The organism is Corynebacterium sp. Marseille-Q2823 (assembly GCF_903645345.1).
Lineage (GTDB): Bacteria > Actinomycetota > Actinomycetes > Mycobacteriales > Mycobacteriaceae > Corynebacterium > Corynebacterium hiratae.
Window position 1 is genome coordinate 99071 of record NZ_CAHJXS010000007.1, and the last position, 22970, is coordinate 122040.

The following is a 22970-nucleotide window of genomic DNA, read 5'->3' on the forward strand; positions in this document are numbered from 1 at the left end:
CCCTCATCCCAGATGAGGGACCAAAGTAAAGGGACCAAACGAATAAGACCATCTGCGCAGTAGAGCCCGTGTGGCCTCACCGGTACGACGCCACGCGGTTAGCTAAACGCCTGCTCCCCCGTCAACACCCGCCCCAGAATCAGCGTGTGGATCTCATCCGTGCCCTCATAGGTGCGCACTGATTCCAGGTTGGCGGCGTGGCGCAGCGGCGAGTAGTCCGCGGTGATACCGTTGCCGCCCAGGATGGTGCGGGCTTGGCGGCAAATGTCGATGGCGGTGCGGCAGTTGGCCAGCTTGCCCACCGAGATTTGGTAGGGCTCCAGGGTGCCCGCATCCTTGGCGCGGCCCAGGTTGAGCGCCAGCAGCTGCCCCTTATTGAGCTCCACCGCCATATCCACCAGCTTCTGCTGGGTGAGCTGGAAGGACGCCAGCGAGCGATCGAATTGCTTGCGCTCCTTGGCGTACTCCAGAGCCACCTCCAAAGAATCACGGGCAGCGCCCAAAGCGCCGAAGCTAATGCCGAAGCGCGCCTCGTTCAAACACATAAACGGCCCCTTAAGCCCCGCGTGCTTGGGCAGTAGAGCGTCGGCTGGCAAGGTAACGCCCTCCAGTTCAATATCGCATTGGATGGACGCACGCATGGACAGCTTGCGGGTAATTGGGGTCGCACTAAAGCCTGGCGTGGACGTCGGCACGATGAACCCGCGCACGCCCGCCTCCACCCCGGCAGCCGCCGCGTCCTCCTCAGAAACCTTGGCCCAAATGATGGCCACCCCGGCCACACTCGCCAGGCCAATCCAGCGCTTCGCACCGTCCAGCACCCATTCACCGGAGCGGTAGCGCGCCACCGTCACCATGCTTGCCGGGTCCGAACCGGCGGTCGGCTCTGTCAAGCCGAAGCAGCCAATGACCTCACCGGCTGCCATCTTGGGCAGCCACTCCTGTTTCTGTTCCTCCGAACCATGCTTATAAACCGCCGACATCGCCAGCGAGCCCTGCACCGATACCACCGTGCGGATACCGGAGTCCCCTGCTTCCAGCTCCTGCATGGCCAGCCCGTATTCCACCGCGGAACGCCCGGCGCAGCCATAGCCTTCCAGATGCATCCCGAACAGGCCAGCCTCCGCCAGCACCGGGAAGATGGACTCCGGCAGCACCGCGTCCTCGTACCACTGCCCCACGTGCGGGCGGATGTGCTCATCCACCAGTGCGGCGACGCGGTCACGGGTAGCTTTTTCTTCTTCGCTCAGCAGAGCATCGATCCCCAGAAGATCTGTCATGGCATTCTCCTCACGATTCGAGCAACGAACCACAATTCGTATGTATAGTAATACGCATCACTCTACCCGCTCGCCCCAGGAGGAACAATGCGCGCGCCCGCCAACGCCATCCCGATAACCCTTGCCTTGCGGTGGTCCGACCAGGACGCGAACGCCCACGTCAATAACGCCACGATGGTCACGCTTTTAGGGGAAGCGCGCGTCCGTGCGGCCGCCAAACTGAGCGGCCCAATTGCCACCAATTCCTATGCTCACGTGGTGCGTTCCCTCGAAGTGCAGTACGACGCCGAGCTCACCTACACCGATTCCATCGAGGCACGGGTATGGATTTCGCGCATCGGAACCACCTCCTACCAGGTTTCCCACGAACTGATTCAGGACGGAACGTCGTGCGTGTTCGCAACAGCGACACTGGTGCTTATCGATACCTCTGAGCGCCGCCCCATCGCCCTGCCCGATGACCTCAAGGACCGCCTGCACGCCCATTTTTCCGAATAGCCATTCACCTTCTCATTCACCCTCCTCCCCCATAATTTCGCACCACCAAGGAGCACAACACTCATGATTTCCACCCGCGTCACCGACATGCTCGGCATCACTCACCCCATCATCCAAGGCGGCATGCAGTGGGTCGGCCGCGCCGAACTCGCCGCCGCGGTATCTAACGCCGGCGGCCTCGGCGTTGTCACCGCGCTTACGCAACCCACCCCGGAAGACTTGCGCCACGAGATTCGCCGCACGCGCGAGCTGACCGACAAGCCCTTTGGCGTCAACCTCACCATGTTGCCGGCGATCACCCCACCGCCCTATGCGGAATACCGCGACGTCATCATTGAGGAAGGCGTCACGATTGCAGAAACCGCCGGCAACAATCCCAAGGACCACATGCCGGCTTTCAAGGATGCTGGCATCACTGTCATCCACAAGTGCACCTCCGTGCGGCATGCGCTGAGCGCACAGAAGGTGGGCGTCGACATCGTGAGCATCGACGGCTTCGAGTGCGCCGGCCACCCCGGCGAAGATGACATTCCGGGACTCGTGCTCATTCCCGCCGCCGCGGACCAGCTGGACATCCCCATCGTGGCCTCAGGCGGCTTCGCGGATGGCCGCGGGCTCGCTGCCGCCCTGGCACTGGGCGCCGAGGGCATCAACATGGGAACCCGCTTCGTGGCTTCCACGGAAGCCCCAGTGCACGAGAACGTCAAGCAGGCCATCGTGGAGCGCAGCGAGCTGGATACCCAGCTCATCCTCCGCGAGCTGCGCAATTCCACCCGCGTGGCCAGGAACGCTGTCAGCGATGAGGTTGCCGAGCGCCTTGCCCAGGGCGCCGAGTTTGGGGATATCCGCCACCTCGTTGCAGGCAAGCGCGGCCGTGCAGTCTACGAAACCGGTGATTTGGATGCAGGCGTGTGGACCTGCGGAACGTCGCAGGGTCTAATCCACGATGTGGCACCCTGTTCCGAAATCGTCTCCCGCATCTCCGCTGAGGCCGAGCGCATCATTTCCTCCCTCACCGAGCTTGTTAAGGACTAAACCATGACCGATGCCATCCTCACCCGCCGCGAAGGCTCCGTCCTCGTCGCACGCATCAATAACTCCGCGCGCCGCAACGCCATTGCCAGGACCATTGCGGTTTTTCGCCGCGCTTGCGACGCCTTCCTCCACGCGCTCATCACTCTATCGAGACGTTTGTCCGGAGCGATCTGTCGCCGCGCAAGAGGCAGCCGCCGCGCAAGCTGCGGGCGAGACTCCCAACCCGGCCGAGTCCACCATGCTTCCCCAGCTCAACGCACTGGTGACTGAGATTCAGGCCGCCGAAATTCCCGTCATCGCCGCAGTCGAAGGTGCGGCCGCTGGCGCGGGTGCTTCGCTGGCTTTTGCCTGCGATCTCATCGTGGCCGGCGAAGAGTCCTACTTCACGCTGCCCTTCGGCAAGATTGGACTTATCCCTGATGGCGGGGTGAGCCTCACTGCGCTGGCCTCCGTGGGGCGCCACCGCGCGCTCGCCTTGGCACTGCTACAAGACAAGCTCGGCGTTGCCGAGGCCGAGGCTGCAGGTCTCGTAGCCACACGCGCGCCCCAGGGCCACGCACTGGCCACTGCACTGGAGGTAGCACAGCGCCTGCACATCGCACCGCGCGATGCCCTGGCCAAAGCAAAGGAGGCCATCAACCGCACGGCTCTGGGGCAGCTCGATGGGCAGCTGGCTTGGGAGGAGCCGACGCAGTACGCGCAGATGGCCTCAGCTGGCCACAAGGAGGGCGTCATTGCTTTCCTGGAGAAGCGCCCCGCGCGCTTTGACTAGCAAAAAATCGACTAGCAGAAAACTGCCAGGCGGAGTTCATGGCGGTGCCAGCACTGGCCGCCATACTCTGTGTTGTGCGTTTGAGAGAGCGCATGCGAGAGAGAGAACCCCTCATCCTCCGGAGGGCGGCCAGTGGCTGATAATCGGAGGAACTTGATAGAGACGCTGCTGGGCCCTTCCCCGAGGAATCGCGGGAGGGGCCCAGCGGTGTTTTTCACCTAGCCTGGTTCACATGGATTCTTCTTCTCCACTGGATCTCCACGCCTGCGCTAGCGCCCGCGCTGCCGAACTCCCCGGCGCTATGTTGACGCACCCTTTCGGCCCTGACTGGGACGTGTTCAAGGTACGCGGCAAGGTCTTCCTCCTTCTCACCGCGGCAACTGGCCGCCAGCAGGCCATCCTCAAAGCTGAGCCCCTAGACGCCGAAGCACTGCGCAGCGAGCACGCCTTCATCACACCCGGCTACCACATGAACAAGCGACACTGGGTTTCTGTTCACCCAGATCCCCACCTCACCCCGCAGCTACTCAACGAACTTGTAACGGACTCCTACCGCCTTGTGGTGGAAAAGCTCCCCCGCTCACAACGCCCCATTAATCCGTCCGATTTTGGCTCTCCATAACCCCGATTATTAACCCCGGGGGCAACTCCCCGCACAGATTCCATTGCGTCTTGGTGGCGATAACCAGCGGAATTCAACCAGCACAGCAGACTCACAGCTCACCTCTGCCTTTTAGGCGAGTCTAAGCTTCACATTGTCTGCCGATCAGTTGCATACTGTATGTCGTGCGTTGGAGAGAACGCACACAGAGAGAGATAGAGAGACTTCAGCGCCCTGTGGCCCTCAGTGTGAGCGGCCCGGGCGCTGAAGTTCTTATTACAGGAAACCGCGCCGGTTTAACCCAAGACAAAAGCCCCTGCCTCAACGAGGCAGGGGCAAAAAGAACCTAGAAGCTACTTAGCCTAGAAAGGCAGCTTGATATTGAGGTTCAGGGCCTTCGCGATAGCCGGGAAGGCAGCAGCAACGGCAGCGAGAACGCCGGCAACGATGCCGAAGATAGCCAGCGGAGTCGGCTTGCCGTCCTTGGAGGACAGTACACCCTCAGCGGAGCTCTTCTTGTCGCCTGGTTCCGCGGTCTTGGAAGTAGACGGCTCTGCAGTCTTAGTCGTGGTGGCGGAGGTAGAGGACTTCTCGGAATTGTCAGCAGGCTTGGAGGACGAGGTCGCGCTCGAGCTGGTGGGAGATTCCTTCGGCTCGGAGGTCTTAGAGGTCTCGCTTCCCGCCGGGTCAGTGGCCTTGGTAGTGGTGGTCGTGTCCGACGCGGAAGCCTCGGCGCTCGTCGTCTCAGAGGTGGAGGACTCGGAGTCTGACTCCTTTGCAGCATCACGCTTGTCACGGAGATCCTTTACCTGCAAAGCAGTGAGCTGCTTGCCATCTGCAGACTCGTAGTACACCTCCGCTTCGCCATTGCTGCCAGTCTTCGTTTTCTTGATGTAGGTCACACCATCAACGTCGAAAGTTTCCGGCAGCGGAATACCTTCCATGCTGTCTGCTGCGTCCGGAATCTGGGCGATTGCAACGGTGGTGCCGCCGAGGAGGAGGGTACCGGACAGGGCTACTGCTGCAAGGGAACGGGAAATCTTCATGGATTCTCCTTAGGAGTCATACAAAATGTAGGGAGCCAAAGATTGACTGCACGTTAACAATAGTCACATTTGCGTCTCGTGTCACCAGTTTTTAAACTCACCCCCGCGGACGGGCAAAGAATACAGCCGCCTCTTGCATTCCGAACCCGATAAAAGTCCTTTTCATCTGCTATTTACCGCCGCTTCCGCTGGATGGATCAAACTCTTTCGACTAGCGGCATAAATTTCCTTTATATTACCCCCGCCTAACACCAATAAGGTGGCTAAAAGTGTGTTCTTGGAACTCGGTTGCAGATTCCCTCCCCGAACTTTTACGCTTGATTACGTGACAGATATTGATCCAATCGCTGAGACCATCGCGGAGTACCGCCGCTTCGAACGCGCCCGGGCTAGGTTCGACACAGAAGCGCGCCGCGAGTACGGAATCACCGGTTCCCATCTTTCGCTTCTGCGGCTCATCGATAAGAAGGGCCCCATCCCGATCCTTCAGCTGCGCAAGGAACTGGGATGGCAGCCCGCCACCATCGGGCAGGCTGTCAAGCGCTTAGTGCGTGATGATCTCATTGCGCTCAACGACGATCCGGAGGACCTGCGCCGCCGCTTGTGCGACATCACCGAAGAAGGCCGTCGCTTCCTGCTCCATGTCCCGCTTACCGGCCCAGTGCGCTTACGCACCTACGAGTTCAGCGAGGAAGAGCTCACCGCGATGAAGCGCGGATTCGAGGTCGCACTACAGGCCTTTGGCTACGAGCCGTGGAGCGATAACGACTAAGACCGATAGCAACTAGCGCGTCTTGCGCGGCGGCGCGCTGGGCGCCTAGCCTTCCCCGCACCCGGATTCCACGAGGCGCTGCGCCACGTGCGTCAGCACGTCTAGGCCGGCCACGCAGTCCTCCGCCGTAGTGAACTCCTTTTCGTTGTGCGAGATGCCGTCGACGGACGGGATGAAGAGCATGACCGTCGGCACCACCTCCTTGAGGTTGGTCGAGTCATGGCCGGCCACCGTATAGATCTCCTGGTGCGAGTAGCCCAGTTCCTCTACTACCTCGCGGGCCAGCGCGACGCCGGCCGCCGGGTAGGGGTTGAGAGCCCACTCATGCGTCGGGGATAGCTCGACTGAGGTGCGGGACTCCTCTTCCGCCGCAGCGATGATCTCCTGCAGGCGTGCTTGGGCCTTGTCCAGCACCTCCGTGGAGGGCGAGCGCACATCGACGTTGAAGCGCACCTCGCGCGCGATGGTTACCGGCGAGTTCGGTTCCAGCGTCAGCTGCGAGACCGAGGCCTGCAGCTGGCCTGCTGCGAATTCGTGGGTCAGGCGCTCCACGGAAGAGATAATAAGGGAGGCGCCGAAGAGCGCATCCTTCCTATCGGCCATCAGAGTAGAGCCGGTATGGCCCTGTTCACCGGAGACCACCGCCTGGAATTTCTTCGCGCCCCACGTGGCGGTGACCAAACCAATCGTGTTGCCGGCGGCTTCGAGTTCCTTGCCTTGCTCGACGTGGATCTCCGCATAGGCCGCGAGCTTCGGAGCTTCACCGCGCGGGGCCCAGCCGGCCTCTTCTTGAGCCTCCGCGACGGTGACGCCGCTGAGATCGGTGGCGGAGTAGGCGTCGTCAAGCGCCAACGTTCCCACAAACACGGAGCTGCCCATCATGGAAGGCGCAAAGCGCGAGCCCTCCTCGTTGAACCAATTGATGACCGCCAGGTTATAGCGCGCCTTGGCACCCGATTGCGCCACGCGCCCGGCGGCATGAGCTGCGGCCAACACGCCATAGGCACCGTCGAAGCGCCCGGCCAAGGGCTGCGAATCCAGGTGCGAGCCCAGGCCCACGTACTCGGCGCCCGGGGCAAGCTCGAAAAGTCCGTACTGGTTGCCAATCTCGTCGTAGATGACGCGCGCCCCGAGGGACTCTAGAACCTCGTGGAACCAGGCGCGGTTGAGATTATCGCCGGCACTCGCCGCTTGACGTTCCACGCCGCCGCCCGGTGTGGCGCCGTTGGCGGACATGGCCTGGAAATCTGACAGGAATTGTTCGTTGGTGGTTGCTCGCATTTCTACTCCTTAAAAACTTCCGTAGCGCAGCTCGCCGCCCACGATGGTGGCGGCCACGTCGATGGTGGATAGATCGTCAGTATTCAGCGGGTCCTGGGAAAGCAGCACGAAATCCGCCAGCTGCCCCGGCATCACCTGCCCCTTGCGCCCGGCCCAGCCCGTCGCCGCGGCCGAACCTGCGGTGTAGGCATAGAGAGCCTCGGCTGGGGTCAAACGGTCCTCCGCCCCATAGTCCCGGCCCGAGGCGGTGCGCCGCTCCACGAAGGCCTGCATGACCTCCAGGGGTACCCCGGGTGCCACGGGTTGATCGGAACTGCCGGGGAGGATGAGGGAGGCGTCGAGAAGCCGCTTGCCCGGGTAGCTCCACGCGGTGCGCTCCGGGCCGAGGGCATCCGCCATCGCGTCGCCGAAAGCCCGGATGAACAGCGGCTGCGGCACCACCACGATGGGCTGGCCGCGCAGGCGCTCAATCTGATCGGGACGCACCACGCCGCCGTGTTCGATGCGGTGTGGCATGGCGGGCACGCCATGCTTGTCGACGGCCTCCTCCAGCGTCTCTATCGCAAAATCCACCGCCGCATCGCCGATGGCGTGGATGGCCAGTGACCAGCCGGAATTCGCCGCCTGCAGCGCACGGGTGCGCATCTGTTCCGGGTCACCCTGGAAGTATCCGTGATGGGAGCAGCAGGCGTAATTCTCCGTCAGTGCGGCGGTGGTACCTAGTAGGGAGCCATCGCTGAAGATCTTGATGGGGCCGATCTGCAGCCACTCATCGCCGAAGCCGGTGCGCAGGCCACCATCCAGGCCCCAGCCGGGGCCGTCGGAGGCGTGTCCGGAGATCTCGTGGAGCACATCCATGGTCACCATCACCTGCATGCGGGTATGCAGGGTGGCGTTCTGATAGGCGGCAATCTCGCGCGGGCTGTGCCCGATCCAGCCGCCAGCCACCCCGGCATCCGTGACGGAGGTCAGTCCGCGCTCTAGGTAGCGGCGCGTGGCCAGCTCCAGGGCGCGGGCGATCTCCTCGCCCGATTCCGGCAGGGTTACCTCTTGGATGGCGCGCATGGCGTTTTCATCGAGCAGCCCGGTGCAGTGCCCGTCGGCATCGCGAACGAACTCGCCGCCTTCGACCTCGGGTGGGTTGGCGGGATCGACGCCCGCCGCGCGCAGTGCCGCGGTGTTGACCGTGTAAGCATGGCCCGAGTTGTGCTTAATCAGCAGCGGAGCCCCGCCGGTGGCGTGGTCAAGCTGCGCAATCTCCACCGGCGCATCCAGCCCGGAGGGGCGGAACCCTGCGGCCACCACCCAACCATCGGGGTTTGGCTCAGCATCGTGCAACGCTGAATAGACCTCCTCTGGCGTTGTGGCCCGGGATAGATCCACCTCCAGCAGCGTTTGGCCAAACCACACGGTGTGGGAATGCGCGTCATTAAAGCCCGGGGTCAGCGTGCGGCCACCGGCGTCCCACGTCTCATCGGCGGGCAGCGCGCGGGCGTCCTCCCCCACCGCGAGGATGCACCCGTTGGCAAAGGCCACCGCATCCGTGACCGGCCGCGCGGGGTCTTGGGTCAGGATATGGGCGTTGTCGATGCGCGTGATCATGCGTCCTCCTGCTTCTCTGACGAACTGCACGGGGACCGTGCTGTGTTTGTCACCACATGCTAGCCAGATCGGTGAGCCACCTCGCTACCTGCAGGGCAATCCACCACCGCTAGGCGTGTAGCGTTGTGCATATGCACGAAAAACGCTGGCGCGACATCGTCGCGGAGGTCCACGGCACCATCCCCCGGCTGGTGGAGGACTTCCTCGCCGCTTTTTCTCGTTCCGGACGCTACGGCGACTCCCTAGTGAGCGAAGATGAGCTGCGCCTGACAGCCTTCGAGGTTTTTGCGCGCATCACTGACGTGCTGGTCGGCGCGATGGATGAGGAGGAGCTTCGCGCCCATGCGCAAAGCCTCGGCCGGCGGCGCGCGCACCAGGGGGTGGAACTAGCCACACTGATCGACGCCATCCAGCTCGACTTCACGGTCCTCTGGGAACACCTCCGCCGCGCGGCCGGCGTGGACCAGGAGGTGCTCATCGACCACGTGGCGCAGGTGCATTCGGTTGTGACGATGTACAACCTCGTGGTGCGCGATGCTTACCGCTTGGAGGAGGCGCGCGGGCAGCACAACGTGCACCGCGCTCACGCCCGGCACCTGGAACGGCTCTTCGCTGCCGAGTCCCTGGGCACGCTCGGCATCGCGGAGATCGCCCGCGCACTCAACATCGATGCTGGCACCCACTTCGACGTCGTGGTGGCGCACCCCACCGCGGCGGTGGAATTGCGCGCGCTTCTCGACGCCCCCATCTCCTCCGGCGAGGCCTTCGGCCACCCTGTGCGCGGGATGTTCGTTACCTTCTGGCCTAGAGACCAAAGGCCCAGCGAACAGACCGCAAAGGACACCGGCGCAGGGCTGACGACGATCTCGGGCATACTTTTCCGCGACGTCATCGGCTTAGCCGGAGTTCGCGCGGCGGCGCAGCAAGCGCCGCGCATCTTCGACTCCACCGGCCCGCTGAGCCAACTCACCGAAGCGGCGGATGCACTCTGGGCTGTCGCAGGAGATGCCCTCGCAGACTTCACAGCCAGCGGCATGACGGAGCTGACGCAGACCATTGCCCAAATGCGCCTTGAGAACGCGCCGCTGTACCGAACCATCACCACCTACCTGGACTGCGGCTCCATCAAGGACTCCGCCGAAGCGCTGAACTGCCACCGCAACACCGTACTCAACCGCTTGCGACACGTTACTGAGCTCACCGGCCTTGATATCACCCGGCCCAAGGACGCGGCCCGAGTGCTGCTCGCACTGCACCGCGCGACACCTTAAGTCCTGTGCAACCGCACACTTCTGCCGCCCAGTCGATGGGGTGATGCATATAAATGCTGCCAGAACATCCCCCTTCAGGTGACCTACACCTATCGTTTCCAGGAAAGGTAACGCACTTCACACAAGGAGCACCTGGATATGACTACCAATCCACCCCCGGCTGCCCCGGTCCAATCTGACCCCGAGCAAATCAAGGTCGAGTCAAAAGATGTCTTCCGTATCGCCAGTTCCGCGTTCGTTGGCACAGCCCTCGAATGGTATGATTTCTTCCTCTTCGGCACCGCGGCCGCGCTCGTCTTCAACGATCTCTTCTTCTCGGGAATGTCAGGCACCGGCGCCACCCTAGCCTCCTTCGCCACCTTCGGCGTGGGCTTCCTTGCCCGCCCTCTCGGTGCAGTCATTTTCGGCCAGATTGGCGATAAGATGGGCCGCCGACCAGCACTCATCATCTCCATCGTTGTCATCGGTGTGGCCACCGGAATCATCGGCCTTCTGCCCACCTTTAACAGCATTGGCATCTGGGCACCCATCGCTCTCGTCATCTTGCGCCTGCTTCAAGGAATCGCCGTCGGCGGCGAATGGGGCGGTGCAACGACCATGGCTATCGAACACGCACCGGCTGAAAAGCGCGGCCGCTACGCGGCCTGCGTGCAGATCGGCTCCCCCGCCGGCACACTGCTCTCCTCCGGCGCCTTCGCGCTTGTGCTCATGCTTGATGATGACGCGGTGAGCTCCTGGGGCTGGCGTGTTCCCTTCCTCATCGCTTTCCCCTTCCTTGGAGTAGCACTGTGGATTCGCACAAAGGCTGAAGAATCTCCTGTCTACAAAGCCCTCGAAGAGGAAGCTGAGGCCGACGAGGCTGCGCACCAAGGCTCACTGAAGGAACTTTTCACGCAGCACTTCCCACAACTGTGCCTTGCTTCCGCGGCCGCCTTCCTCGGCATCGGCGGCTTCTTCGTCATGAGCACCTATGTCCTCTCCTACGCCACAACCACGCTGGACTTCGAACGCCAGACCGTCGTGAACGCCACCCTCCTCGGCGCTGTGTGCCAAATCTTCATCAACATCATCTTCGGACGCATCGGTGAAAAGATTGGCCCGGGTCGTGTTATCGGATACGGCGCGCTTGCCACCGCTATCATGGCGTGGCCGCTGTGGGCGATGATCGATACCGGCAATGCCGTTCTCCTCACGCTTGCGGTCTGCATTGGGCTGTCCCTGGTCACCATCACCTATTCCGTGTCAGACGTCCTGCTCTCAGAGGTCTTCCCCGCCAACGTCCGCTATTCCGGCGTGGCCATCTCCGCCAATATCGCGTCAGCAGTATCGGGGCTGCTCCCCTTCCTTGCCACCGCGTTGAACGCTTCCAACGAGACCCCCAGTTCCACACCGGGAATCATCATCCTGGCCGCGACCGCCCTCATCACAGCCTTCGGCGGCTTCGCTGGCGAGAAACACCGCCGAGAAGACGACGTCGCCATCGTCGACTAATCCGAAACGGTTCATAAGAAAAACAAATTAGGACACGGCACCTCAGCCCACTAAGCTCAGGTGCCGTGTCTCAAGAACTCTCCTCCTCTACCCTGAACGCGCGCGCCCGGCACATTGTCGCCTGGGTCGCCGCGCTGAACCTCCTCGGATTCTTCGGCGAGTTCATCATCGCCGCCATCATCGGCTCGGCCGCACTGTTTGCTGACGCCGCCGATTTCCTCGAGGACTTTCTCATCAATGCGCTCGTCCTGCTCGCGCTGCGGTGGTCGGCGGAGGGACGTCGCAAAGCAAGCTATGGCCTAGCCGGGCTGATCCTGATTCCGGCATTGGCGTCCTATGGCATGGCGCTCTGGAAGATCATCACCGGCGCCGTACCTGAGCCACTTACGTTATCGGGCACGGCCGTGGCGGCGATGCTCATCAACCTGCTCTGCGCGGTGCTGCTCATACAACTTCGCCACGGCAGCGCGCTTACGCGCGGCGCATGGCTGGCGGCACGCAATGATGTCGCCGCCAATATCCTCATTCTCGGCGCCGGCCTACTCATGCTGGTGTGGGCAAGCCCGTGGCCGGACATCGTGGTGGGCCTCATCATCGGCACCATTAACCTGCGCGCAGCGGCTGAGGTGTTCGAGCAAGCGCGCGCCGAAGATCCGGAAATTGAAGAAGATTAACGCGCCATCCCTAAGAATTTTTTAAGTAAGCCGCGGGCCTGCATGCAATCCCGCGCGCACCTCTGGGGCTAAAAATGGCCTGGCAATAAGCGCTGCACGCAACCTTTTCCTACCCCGTATGGGGTCATTCTTTAGTTTGTGGCCAAATGGTCAAAGAGACGTTTTCCCAGAATACGGTCTAGTTGGACAAAACCAAGGTCGGCGCAAATTTCTTAGCCAATTGTTCACCTTCGCGTCACCCTATCGACATATACTTCGCTCTCCAAAAATATAAACAATCCTTAGGGTGCGCGATCCTGAAAGTCACCTTATCGTTGCTTCACGTCACGCACTGAGCGCTACAGCGCATACGCAGCGCCACCACAGTGCGTCACCATATTGCCCCAAACTTTTTCATCCAGGAGAACAACCATGACCAAGCGTCGTCGTACCGCCGGCCTCATCGCCGGCCTCGCGATTGCGGGCACCGCCCTCATCGCACCGGCTGCATCCGCAGCAACCCACACCGAGTCCTACCCGGAGACCCCGGCCGTCAACGCCAAGCTCCCCATCGTCCACACCAGCCACGGCTCCGACCACATGAAGGCCAACGTGCTCAACCCGCGTCCGGTCTGCAACCCGTGGGAGGACCACCGCACCGTGGTCTACAAGGTGACCGATAACTTCATGCCGGCAGGCACCATCTCCACCACCAACCAGACCAAGAAGGACATCCCGCTGCAGCAGGACCTGTCCAAGTCCCAGTCCATCACCCTGTCCGTCAACGGTGACCGCACTGAGACCACCTCCATGAACGCGGGCGGCAAGGGCTCCGGCAAGAACTCCGAGGGCTCCTTCGGCATCTCCCACCAGATCGCCACCAAGCTCGGCGCCTCCGCGTCCTACTCCCTGTCCTGGGAGGCTGGCCAGTCCATCGGCCCGTACGATGTTCCGCCGAACCACACCGGTGAGGCCACCTACGGCTTCCGCGTTCTGAACATGACCGGTACCCAGCAGTACTGCAAGCCGAACGGCACCTGGTCCACCCCGACCTTCTGGTCCGCAATGCAGCCGATGAAGAACGAGGTTCGCGTCAAGCTCTACGACGACATCGCTGATTCCTACGCTCCGAACAAGGACGCTCAGAACACCACCGACGTCAACGACCCGAAGGTTGTTGAGGAGGAGAAGTCCCCGGAGGCTGACGCTGAGGTCATCAAGGACAACGAGGTTGCTCCGGAGGAGAAGGTTGTCTCCGAGGCCGAAGGCAAGAAGGAAGAGGAAGCCGACAAGAAGGTCCAGGAGGACGTCGAGAACGGCAAGACCGATGAGGCTAAGCAGAAGCTGGACCTGAAGCCGGTTCTGACCACCTCTGGCGCTAAGCACGCAGGTTTCGCAGGCACCGTTGCTCTCCGCCTGGAGAACGTCGGCACCGAGCGCTACTACGGCAACTACCCGGCAGTTCAGTACCGCGTTGACGTCAAGACCGCTGAGGGCCCGAAGGGTGTTGACCGCCTGATCACCCCGCGTTCCTCCAATGGTGCGCACATCCGCGACCTTGGCTTCGACGAGAAGACCTCCACCCGCTCCTTCGAGGTCACCCTGGCCAACCCGATTAACGCTGGCGAGTCCGCTCGCGTTGCCAACCTGGACTTCGGCGACGGCAACACCAAGGAAGGCCGCCTGAAGAACTACATCGAGGTCACCCAGATTTCCCGCCTCGACGGTGACAAGTCCACCCACAACGACCAGAACGTTGATTCCCGCGAGATCACCGTCAAGGACACCGGCAAGAAGGCTGAGGGCCTGTTCTAAATAACAGCCCCCTCCTCTACATAACGAGTGTGCAGCACGCCGGCGCTTAGTCCGGCTGCGAGAGAGTGCGTAAACCCCCGACCGCCCCCATGCGGTCGGGGGTTTACGTTTCTCCGGTTTGGAGCGCCCAGCCCCACTAGCGCTGTTATGTACTAATGCACTAATGCAGTCGATGCAATGTTTGTTGGATATTCTGAGATAATGCTTTCCTCTCGCACCGCGCTCGCGGGCATTCTTTCGGTGGGGCTGATTCTTTCTCCTCCCCACACTCATCTCGCACACGCGCAGTCTTCAGTTGATTCCGCACACTCAGCAGACTCGCTGAGCAGCGAGGTCACCAACATTGATCAGCACTCCTCTGCTCTCGATCCCATCGCGCTGGGTCCGTTGGCGCCGGTGCTCTTCGCGGAGAACATCTTTCCCGTATGGGGACCGCTACTCCAGCTGTTAAAGATTCCCGTCGTGGCGCCGGAAGCCACGCGCCCACCGGCCACCGCCGCGCCGGCACAGCTGCGCGAGCTGCAGCACATCCAGGACAACGTGTGGCAGTTCAAGGCCTACTCACCATCCATGGACCGCGTCATCACCAACGACATCATTCTCCCGCCGGGTGGATTGGAGAATACTCAGCCCCGCCCGACCTATTACTTGCTCGGTGGCGCCGGAGGAGGCGAGGACGCACTGTGGTGGGACGGCGGAGGAGCCTCCGAGTTTTTCCAGGACAAGCAGGTCAATGTTGTCTCGCCGCGCGGTGCTTATGGCTCAATGATGTCCGATTGGGCCCAGCCGCACGACATGCACGGAAAGTACAAGTGGGCCACCTACCTGACCAAGGAGCTCCCGCAGCTTATCGACGCCGAGTTTCACGGCAACGGTACCGACGGCATCGCGGGCGTGAGCAACTCTGGCGGCCCAGCACTCGAACTTGCCACCTATGATCCGCGGTTCAAGGTAGCCGGTTCCATCTCCGGTTGCCCCTCGACCACGGGAGTTGTCGCGCAAGGCTTCGCGTGGGTCAGCGCGGCGTTCTACGGCACGGACCCGGCGCGCTCCTTTGGTGCGCCGTGGGATCCGGCGTGGGCTCGGCATTCGCCGGTTCTCAACCTCGATAAGCAGCACGGCAGGAAGACGTTTGTCATCGTCTCACGCGGTGGCCCGGCGGACTTTGATGTCGACATTGAGGACTCACCGCTGCCGGCACTAGGCCTCAATGAGCGCTTGGATTATTGGTGCAGTTCCTACTACGCCAAGCAAGCCACCGCAGCTGGCGTGGATCTCGATTACTACGAGCTTCCGGAAGGACGCCACACGTGGGGGCTGTTCCGACGTGAGCTGGCCATCAGTTGGGCCACGGTGGGCCCGGCCCTCGGGGTGTAGTCCCTAGATCACCGCACGTTGCATTAGTAAAATCAGCATCCATGAATGTCATGGATACGTGGGAACCCACACTTACGACAGGACCACTTCTCGGCATCGCCGCGGCTGCAATTGCGGTCATCTTGGTCCTTGTCATCTACTTCAAGGTGCACGCCTTCGTCACCCTCGTCACGGTCTCCGCGCTGACTGCGTTGGCCGCCGGCATCCCACTGGATGGCGTGGTGCCCACCATGACGAGCGGCTTCGGATCGACGTTGGGTTCCGTGGCCTTGCTGGTGGGCCTGGGCGCCATGATCGGGCGGTTGGCGGAGACCTCCGGCGGTGCCAAGACGCTTGCCGACGCCCTCGTGAAACTCTTCGGCGAGGACAAAGCGCCCCTGGCTCTGGGCGTGGCCTCCCTCATCATGGGTTTTCCCATCTTCTTCGACGCGGGTCTCATGGTGATGCTGCCGGTCATCTTCGCCGTCGCCCGGCGCCTCGATGGCCCAGTGTTGGCCTACGGCACCCCCGCCGCCGGCGCCTTTTCCGTCATGCACGTCTTTGTCCCACCGCACCCGGGACCTGTCGCAGCTGGTGAGTTCTTCGGCGCGAACATCGGCCTCATCCTTATCTTCGGTCTCCTCGTCGCGCTGCCCACGTGGTATCTCTCCGGCTACCGCTTCGGGCTCCACCTAGGAAAGAAGTACCCCTACCGCCTCGAGGAAGCGGTCACCGGCGCGCTGGTGAGCGAAGCGGAACTGCCGGCGCGCCCAGCCTCCCCGTTCGCGGTTCTCAGCATCCTGTTCATCCCCATGGTGCTTATCTTTGGCAATACCGGGCTGACCACGCTGGGCACCGCTGGCCTCGTCGACCCCGCTGCCTCATGGGTGCGCTTCTTCATTTTCTTAGGCCAGACCCCGATCGCCCTGCTGATCACCACTCTTGCGGCAATGGTCGTGCTGGGTCTGCGCCGTGGGGAAAGCAAGAGCGCCATCGAAAAGACCGTGGAGTCTTCGCTTGGTCCGATTTGTTCCGTCATCCTCATCACCGGCGCCGGCGGCATGTTCGGCGGGGTGCTGCGCACCAGCGGCATCGGTGACGCGCTGGCGGATTCCATGTCCGGACTCGGCATCCCCGTCATCCTGGCCTGCTACCTCATCGCGGTAGCTCTGCGCCTGGCACAGGGCTCAGCCACCGTTGCCCTCACCACGGCCGCAGCCCTCATGGTGCCCGCCGTGGAGGCAGGCGGCTTCACGGAAATCCAGCTGGTCCTCATCACGCTTGCCACCGCGGCAGGTTCCGTCTTTGGCAGCCACGTCAATGACTCCGGCTTCTGGTTGGTCGGCCGGCTCATGGGCATGGACGTAGCCACCACCCTGCGGACATGGACCGCCAACCAGGCGCTGATTTCCGCGATCGGCTTCGGCGTCGTCCTTATCTTCTACGGCGCCGCCGCACTGCTTTAGACCTGCAGGTACTCGGCCGCTGCGGCGGCAAGTTCCTCCGGGGCAGCGCTGACATCCAGCACGATGCCTGCTTCCCCCGGCTGCAGTTCCTCGAGCGTCTCGAACTGCGAGTCCAACAGGGAGACCGGCATGAAGTGCCCAGAGCGCTGGCTCATGCGCTCCTTGAGCAAATCGTAGGAGCCGTGCAGGTGCACGAAGACCGTATCCGGTGCCGCGGCGCGGATGATGTCGCGGTAGGAGCGCTTGAGCGCGGAGCAGCCCACGATGGCCCCGGCGTCCTGGTCCGCGAGAAAGCGGCCGATGGATTCGAGCCAGGGCTTGCGGTCGTCGTCGTCAAGCGCCTGCCCCGAGGACATCTTCTCGATGTTCGCCTTCGGGTGCATATCGTCCCCATCCCGAAAAGGCAGGCCGGTGCGCTGCGCCAGCAACTCCCCCACCGTGGACTTACCGCAGCTCGAGACTCCCATGATCACCACGTGCTTGCGCATCAATCCTCCTTAAGACAGCACCCGATCCTACGCGCTACGCGCTACGTAACGTAGCGCGGTTCAACACAGTGCGGCTTAGCGCAGCGGCCCGTAGCCAAAGTCCCCGCGCTGCACCTCGCCGCGGGCATTCGGATCGAAGGTGGCGCACAGGGCGGCCGCCACGTAGCGCACGCCGCCCTCCGGCGCGGAGGAGCCGACGCGCTCAGCACAGTTCTCCAGTGCAGGCAGGCCGATGCTCTGCCCCGGCATCGTCATGGAGAAGAAGGACGCGGCCATCATGGTGTTACCATCAGCGCGAACATATTCCGAAGAGCCCTTGATGGCCTGCCAGGCAATCGCGCCAACGGGGTCGGTACGGAATTGGTCCCGCTCAGTTTGGGTCAGCTCGGCGTTGGCGGCGGGGACGGACAGGGATGCAACGAGGAGCGCAGCGCATGCTGCGAGGAAAGAAGATTTTTTCATAGCAATACTGTATCCCCTGTGCCGTGGGGTTGTCCTGGTATTCCTTCGTTAGTGCCCAGATGAGTCGCTTGTTGCGTGACGGATGGAAGCGCGCAGCTGGTGTATCTCAGTGGGCCCCACGCGGCAGCACCCGCCCAGCAGGCTCGCGCCGGCGGCCACGAGATCCGTTGCGGCCTCAGCTAAACTCACCGCGCCAGCGGGGGCCGGCCGCCACTCATGGGCGCCATGGTCCCAGAGTTCGCCGCTGTTGGGGCAAGCCAGCAGCGGCTTATCGGTGGCTGCGTGCAGCATCTTCACTACACCGAGCGCTTGGGGTGCGCTCACACAGTTCACGCCCACGGCACCCAGCCGTGGTGCCTGGTTGACCAGCTCAATAACACGCATGAGCTTGACCGGGTCAGCGGCAATGGCCCCGGTAATGCTCAGCGCGAAGGGCTTGGGCTGAGCCGACAGGAGTTCCAGCAGTACCGCAGCCTCGTCGACGTTGGGGATGGTCTCAGCAAGCAAAAAGTCAGCGTCCGTATCCGCGAGCACCGCTACCCTGCGGGCATGCCAGCGGTACAGCTCCTCGTGGCTAAGGCCGTAGGCCCCGTCGTAGTCGGTGCCCTCACCTAGGCCTGCACCATAAGGGCCGATGGACGCAGCAACTAAAAATTCCTCCAGGGCGCCGTGCTTGTCGACGGCCCCGCCCGCCGCATCACGTGCCACCGCAACGCTGCGGCGCAGAAGTGTTTCCGCCTCCTCGCCAAGGACTTCGAAGGTGACTTGGTAGGACGCCGTGGTGGCCACTTGGGCACCAGCGGCGAAGAAGTCAGCGTGGGCAGATTCGATGAGCGCTGGGTTCTCACGCAGTACTCGCGCCGACCACAACGGGCCGGAGATATCGTGTCCTTGGGCTTCGAGGTAGGTTCCCAGGCCGCCATCGAGAAGCAGCGGCGCGGCATGAAGGACCATGCGCATGAGCTTAGCAATGGCTTCCGCAGTCACCCCGCACCATCACGATAAGCCACCCCAATAGACGTATTAGTTTTCTTAATCTTTAGGCGGTCCGATCGTTCTTCCCGGGATCTATTCACGCTCGTCATCACCATTTCCACGCACCGCGCCACAACAGCGCCCATTAGCACAAGCTATGCATTCACAGAAGCTACCCATGCTTTTGCCAAGAAATAGCAAAGATTTCGACCATATTCAGCCCCTTTGCGCCTAAAAGGCCTGGTTATAGGAATGCCATCCTGAATAACCACCCCCGAACATTGCCCCCACTGCACGAAACTAAAGGCCCAACCTTTGCAAAGTCGGGCCAAAAGTAGGGGAAATCTAAAGAAGCTTAAGGGACGGGCCATAAATAACTTCAAACATAAGTCTAAAACTTAAAACTGCTGGTCAGCTGGCTTTTCTGCACCAAAGAGAGCTTTAATTTTAAGTGAAAGTACCGCTCGGTACGCGGCAAGAAAGCCGCCACTTAACCCTGAAGCAGAAAGAGGTGCCCGCCATGTTCCGCCTCCAGTTTGGACACACCGCCACAAAGATTATTGCCCCCGTTGCTGCTGCCGCAGCACTCTTCGCTGGCTCCGTTAACACCCCTGCTCAGGCTGTAAGTTCCTTCGGCACGTTCAACCCAGCCGCGTTCGGCTTCACCGTCCCCGCAGCGGCAGGTCCGGTTACCCCGGCACCGCAGACCTCCGCCAGCGTCCAGGGAATCATTAATCAAACCAATGCCCAGCGCGTGGCCAAGGGCCTCGCACCGCTGCGCGTTGACCCGAACCTGACCAACCTGGCGCAGGACTGGGCCAACACCTTGAGCCGCGACGGCAACACCCGTCACCGCCCGAACTACTGGACGCACTACCCCGCCGGCCTGCCGGCTGGTGGCGAGAACGTCCTCCAGGCATGGAGCGACTACTCCGATGCCCGCATCGTGCAGCTATGGATGGACTCCCCCGGCCACCGCAAGAACCTGCTTGACCCGCGCGCCAAGTCCGTGGGGATTGGCATGGCCATCGGCGCCGACGGCAAGCTGTATGCAGTTCAGAATTTTGGACGCTAGGCCTCACACCTTTGCCCAATAGATGTACCCGCGAGAAGGAACCCCCTCCTCACGGGTGCATCCACCGTTTTGGCACCAAGATAATTCTCACATGACCACCCAATCCAGAACCATTCAGGGAGCTGCCGACATCAAAGGAGCGGGAGGGTTGGACTTGTTCGTCGTCGGGTCGCCGAGGACTTGCCCATCGGTGTCGGTGAGTTCTTTGTAAAGAGACTTCTCGGCGGGTTTCTCGGAAGGTTCGGCACTCCCAGATAAAGACGCGCTAGCACGAAACCAAAGAAGCAGCGTAGTGCAGCGCTCCATACGCAGCCCCCTAGTAACGCTCACGCGTTACTTCTACTTGGGCAAGCAACCTAGACGGGTCGGCGTTACCGGGGCGATACCAATGCTGAAATGGGTCCTGTGGTCGCGGTTATTCGGCGTGGAAGGCCGGGTTCAGGGTTTCGATCGTGGCCATCGGGGTGTCATAGCCAAGGACGTTAAAGCCTTCGTCCTCTCCGGGCCACAGGAATGTGTGGTCGAAACTATCGGAGGCGAGATCGTAGCGCGCGATCCACGTCTGCCACTTACCGCGTTCCGGATCGGCGGTGAGCTGTCGCAACCATTCCAGCAGGTCGGGGTCGAGTGCCGGATTGCGTATGCCCACCGGCGTGGGCAGAGTCTCCTTGCCGACAAAGCGCCATGCTTGTGATGCACCTTGTACTTCGTTGAGGCCGGTCACGACCACAAAGCCGTCCCACGGTTTCTCCTCATTGAGCTCCTCATCTAAACGCAGACACTCGCTCATTGCTTCAAGGACCGAATCGGCGGAGTCCATGTCGACGGTGAAATCAGATGGAGTCATTGCGTTCCCTCCAGTTGCGCCATGGGTTTATTCAGCGTGATGGGCTGGGTTCAGGGTTTCGATCGTGGACATCGGAGTGTCATAGGCGAGAACGTTAAAGCCTTCGTCCTCTCCGGGCCACAGGAATGTGTGGTCGAAGCTATCGGAGGCGAGATCGTACCGCGCGATCCAGGTCTGCCACTCACCGCGTTCCGGATCGGCGGTGAGCTCTCGCAACCGTGCGATCAGCGTATCGTTGAACGCTGGGTTGAGTGCGGACACCGTGGTGATCAAAGTCTTATCACCGACAAACCGCCATGCTTGGTGCGCCGAGTGCCCCTGCTCGTAACCGGACACGACCACAAAGCCATCCCACGGTGTACGCTGATTGAGTTTGCGGTCCACGCGTAGGCATCGACCGATCACATCCAGAATCGAATCGACGGAGTCGTAGTCAACCTCGATATCGGGTGTGGTCATTGTGTTTCCTTCAGTTGCTTCCGGTGTACACACGAACCAAGCCTAGCGGCAGCCTATTCGTATTGCTTACTCACTTTGCGCAACGGGTATTTGATTGACACTGCGCCGCGTGTATTCAAGGTCCTTTCCGTAAATAGTCAAGCCCGTGATGTCGTGATGGTCAGATTTCCGGAAGATGAAGGATGCCAGGTAGCCGATAACGAGAGTTCCTACGAAGGCGACAATCGAGACCAAGAATGGGCCTTGGTCCAGCTTTCCAGCGAAATACGCAGCAATCGCTCCGCACAGGAGCCCGATGAGAACGCCATTGGAATTTGCGGACTTCGTAAAGATACCCAAGACAAATACCGCAGTGAGCGGAACTCCAAAAAGACCGGTAATCGCGAGGAACAGGTCCCACAGGTCCGACTGGTTGGTAATGATGAGATACAGTGCAACGGCCAATCCGAAGGTTCCGGCAACGATGATGACCAGGCGAGAGAAAGTAACCGACGCCTCCTTCGGGGAGAAGCGGTTATAGATATCCACGGCAACGCACGCGGAAATCGAGTTGAGCGAAGAAGAAATTGTCGATTGCGCAGCCGCCAAGATGGCAGCAATCAAGAGTCCAGCAATGCCTGCAGGCAGCTCCGAAAGAATGAAATACGGCACTACAGCAGAAGTGTTGACTCCTTCAGGCAGACCACCCTTCGCTTCGTAGAAGTTATACAAAGCCGTTCCCATCCCGTAGAACAGCGGAATTGTTATCAGCGCCAGTATTCCGTTGACGATGAGGGACTTCTTCGTCGCTTGAATCGTAGGAGTCGTTTGGTAGCGCTGAACGACGTCCTGAGAAGAGGTGTACTGGTGCAAGCTGTTCAGTACATTTCCGATAAAGATGAATGGTATCGAGGAGAAGACTGCATTCGTGGTGAAGTTGTCCGCTGAGTAGAACTTTCCTTCTTCAGCGGCGTTAACCACCGCACCGTTAAATCCGTCGGGAGTCATGGCCATGGCCGTCAGCACTACCGCTGCGGCGCCAGCCAGCAGCAGGATACCCTGAATCACATCAGACCAAATCACGCCTTCCATGCCTCCCAGGAAGGTGTACACAATACAAAGAGCGCCTACAAACGCGGCGACGACCAGCGGGTTGATATCTGCCACCGACGTGATTGCCAATGTCGGCAAATAGATAACGATGGCGATGCGCCCGACGTGATAAAGAACGAAGAGGAGCGAGCCGAGAACTCGGAGGGCTACGGAGAATCTCTCCTCAAGGTACTCGTAGGCCGTCGTGACATCCAGCTTCCTGAAGAACGGAACATAGTAACCAATCAAAATTGGAACAATGGCAAAAATAGCGAGGTTACCAGCCGAGTAGGCCCAGTCAGTCAGATAGGCCTTTTCCGGCGTCGACATGAATGTGATGGCAGACAGCGTCGTGGCATAGATAGAAAATCCCGCTGCCCAGCCAGGAATCCTGCCACCCGCTTTGAAGAATTCGTCCTGATCACTGCCGGCCCTACGCGCAAAATAAGCGCCGACAAGAAGCATTCCCAGGAGATAGAGGATCAGAACTATCCAGTTGAGTGTTCCGAACGATTGCATGTGGCCTTCCCTTCAGGGCTTTCAATATAGAGAGCTAAGTCACTCTCCGATTCGTCTGTGCAACAAAGCATGTTGAAAGATACAATACATCAGACGTCTGATGTGTGAAGGGTTTTAAGATAAAACTGCTTACCC

At 61.2% G+C, this 22970-nt stretch carries 21 protein-coding genes and 1 pseudogene; 12 read left to right on the forward strand and 10 right to left on the reverse strand.

The window, feature by feature from the left end:
- Positions 1 to 98 precede the first annotated feature (98 nt).
- Positions 99 to 1280, reverse strand: coding sequence for an acyl-CoA dehydrogenase family protein (locus tag HWX44_RS09335; RefSeq protein ID WP_175974329.1), 1182 nt, complete (start codon positions 1278 to 1280; stop codon positions 99 to 101).
- 87 nt (positions 1281 to 1367) lie between these two features.
- Here HWX44_RS09335 and HWX44_RS09340 point away from each other — a divergent pair, with 87 nt between their 5' ends.
- From HWX44_RS09340 to HWX44_RS09355, 4 genes and pseudogenes are all read left to right on the forward strand, one after another.
- Complete coding sequence (locus HWX44_RS09340) at positions 1368 to 1778, forward strand: acyl-CoA thioesterase (protein ID WP_175974331.1); 411 nt, start codon at positions 1368 to 1370, stop codon at positions 1776 to 1778.
- A gap of 18 nt (positions 1779 to 1796) precedes the next feature.
- A pseudogene (locus tag HWX44_RS09345) lies at positions 1797 to 2813 on the forward strand (NAD(P)H-dependent flavin oxidoreductase); the annotation flags it as partial.
- Between the two features lie 10 nt (positions 2814 to 2823).
- On the forward strand, positions 2824 to 3585 hold the full coding sequence (locus HWX44_RS09350) for an enoyl-CoA hydratase-related protein (protein ID WP_254868163.1): 762 nt from the start codon (positions 2824 to 2826) through the stop codon (positions 3583 to 3585).
- Between the two features lie 232 nt (positions 3586 to 3817).
- A complete protein-coding gene (locus HWX44_RS09355) occupies positions 3818 to 4207 on the forward strand; it encodes an MmcQ/YjbR family DNA-binding protein (RefSeq protein WP_175974335.1) in 390 nt (129 codons plus the stop codon).
- Between the two features lie 341 nt (positions 4208 to 4548).
- Here HWX44_RS09355 and HWX44_RS09360 read toward each other — a convergent pair whose 3' ends face one another.
- On the reverse strand, positions 4549 to 5232 hold the full coding sequence (locus HWX44_RS09360) for a hypothetical protein (RefSeq protein WP_175974337.1): 684 nt from the start codon (positions 5230 to 5232) through the stop codon (positions 4549 to 4551).
- A 325-nt stretch (positions 5233 to 5557) separates the two neighbouring features.
- Here HWX44_RS09360 and HWX44_RS09365 point away from each other — a divergent pair, with 325 nt between their 5' ends.
- Entirely contained in the window at positions 5558 to 6004 is a 447-nt protein-coding gene (locus HWX44_RS09365; RefSeq protein ID WP_049156188.1) for a MarR family winged helix-turn-helix transcriptional regulator, read from the forward strand.
- A 45-nt stretch (positions 6005 to 6049) separates the two neighbouring features.
- Here HWX44_RS09365 and HWX44_RS09370 read toward each other — a convergent pair whose 3' ends face one another.
- Both HWX44_RS09370 and HWX44_RS09375 read right to left on the reverse strand, forming a co-directional pair.
- Entirely contained in the window at positions 6050 to 7285 is a 1236-nt protein-coding gene (locus HWX44_RS09370; protein ID WP_175974339.1) for a M20 family metallo-hydrolase, read from the reverse strand.
- A gap of 9 nt (positions 7286 to 7294) precedes the next feature.
- On the reverse strand, positions 7295 to 8887 hold the full coding sequence (locus HWX44_RS09375; protein WP_175974341.1) for an amidohydrolase: 1593 nt from the start codon (positions 8885 to 8887) through the stop codon (positions 7295 to 7297).
- 131 nt (positions 8888 to 9018) lie between these two features.
- Here HWX44_RS09375 and HWX44_RS09380 point away from each other — a divergent pair, with 131 nt between their 5' ends.
- From HWX44_RS09380 to HWX44_RS09405, 6 genes are all read left to right on the forward strand, one after another.
- Complete coding sequence (locus HWX44_RS09380) at positions 9019 to 10158, forward strand: PucR family transcriptional regulator (RefSeq protein ID WP_071407309.1); 1140 nt, start codon at positions 9019 to 9021, stop codon at positions 10156 to 10158.
- Positions 10159 to 10296: 138 nt separating this feature from the next.
- Positions 10297 to 11649 (forward strand): MFS transporter, encoded by a 1353-nt coding sequence (locus tag HWX44_RS09385; RefSeq protein ID WP_175974342.1) that lies wholly within the window; start codon positions 10297 to 10299, stop codon positions 11647 to 11649.
- Positions 11650 to 11714: 65 nt separating this feature from the next.
- Positions 11715 to 12323, forward strand: a complete 609-nt coding sequence (locus HWX44_RS09390) for a cation transporter (RefSeq protein WP_175974344.1) — start codon at positions 11715 to 11717, stop codon at positions 12321 to 12323.
- A gap of 411 nt (positions 12324 to 12734) precedes the next feature.
- Positions 12735 to 14117, forward strand: coding sequence for a hypothetical protein (locus HWX44_RS09395; protein ID WP_070545273.1), 1383 nt, complete (start codon positions 12735 to 12737; stop codon positions 14115 to 14117).
- 201 nt (positions 14118 to 14318) lie between these two features.
- Positions 14319 to 15494, forward strand: coding sequence for an alpha/beta hydrolase (locus HWX44_RS09400; RefSeq protein ID WP_175974346.1), 1176 nt, complete (start codon positions 14319 to 14321; stop codon positions 15492 to 15494).
- Between the two features lie 50 nt (positions 15495 to 15544).
- The gene (locus HWX44_RS09405) at positions 15545 to 16939 is read left to right on the forward strand and encodes a GntP family permease (RefSeq protein WP_175974384.1); all 1395 of its coding nucleotides are present in this window, start codon (positions 15545 to 15547) and stop codon (positions 16937 to 16939) included.
- On the opposite strand, the gene HWX44_RS09410 is transcribed toward HWX44_RS09405, so the two are convergent.
- From HWX44_RS09410 to mmuM, 3 genes are all read right to left on the reverse strand, one after another.
- Positions 16936 to 17427, reverse strand: coding sequence for a gluconokinase (locus HWX44_RS09410; RefSeq protein WP_175974348.1), 492 nt, complete (start codon positions 17425 to 17427; stop codon positions 16936 to 16938). The genes HWX44_RS09405 and HWX44_RS09410 overlap by 4 nt on opposite strands.
- A gap of 75 nt (positions 17428 to 17502) precedes the next feature.
- Positions 17503 to 17889: a hypothetical protein gene (locus tag HWX44_RS09415; protein ID WP_070517806.1), complete on the reverse strand. Its 387-nt coding sequence runs from the start codon at positions 17887 to 17889 to the stop codon at positions 17503 to 17505.
- Positions 17890 to 17937: 48 nt separating this feature from the next.
- Positions 17938 to 18876, reverse strand: a complete 939-nt coding sequence (gene mmuM, locus HWX44_RS09420; protein ID WP_368302356.1) for a homocysteine S-methyltransferase — start codon at positions 18874 to 18876, stop codon at positions 17938 to 17940.
- A gap of 508 nt (positions 18877 to 19384) precedes the next feature.
- Here mmuM and HWX44_RS09425 point away from each other — a divergent pair.
- A complete protein-coding gene (locus HWX44_RS09425) occupies positions 19385 to 19939 on the forward strand; it encodes a CAP domain-containing protein (RefSeq protein ID WP_175974350.1) in 555 nt (184 codons plus the stop codon).
- A gap of 415 nt (positions 19940 to 20354) precedes the next feature.
- Here the strand turns inward: HWX44_RS09425 and HWX44_RS09430 are convergent, their stop codons facing one another.
- The 3 genes from HWX44_RS09430 to HWX44_RS09440 all read right to left on the reverse strand — a co-directional run bounded on the left by HWX44_RS09430 (position 20355) and on the right by HWX44_RS09440 (position 22835).
- On the reverse strand, positions 20355 to 20786 hold the full coding sequence (locus HWX44_RS09430) for a hypothetical protein (RefSeq protein ID WP_046647689.1): 432 nt from the start codon (positions 20784 to 20786) through the stop codon (positions 20355 to 20357).
- Between the two features lie 27 nt (positions 20787 to 20813).
- Entirely contained in the window at positions 20814 to 21245 is a 432-nt protein-coding gene (locus HWX44_RS09435; RefSeq protein ID WP_175974352.1) for a hypothetical protein, read from the reverse strand.
- Positions 21246 to 21311: 66 nt separating this feature from the next.
- Complete coding sequence (locus tag HWX44_RS09440) at positions 21312 to 22835, reverse strand: sodium:solute symporter (RefSeq protein ID WP_046649212.1); 1524 nt, start codon at positions 22833 to 22835, stop codon at positions 21312 to 21314.
- Positions 22836 to 22970: the final 135 nt, after the last annotated feature.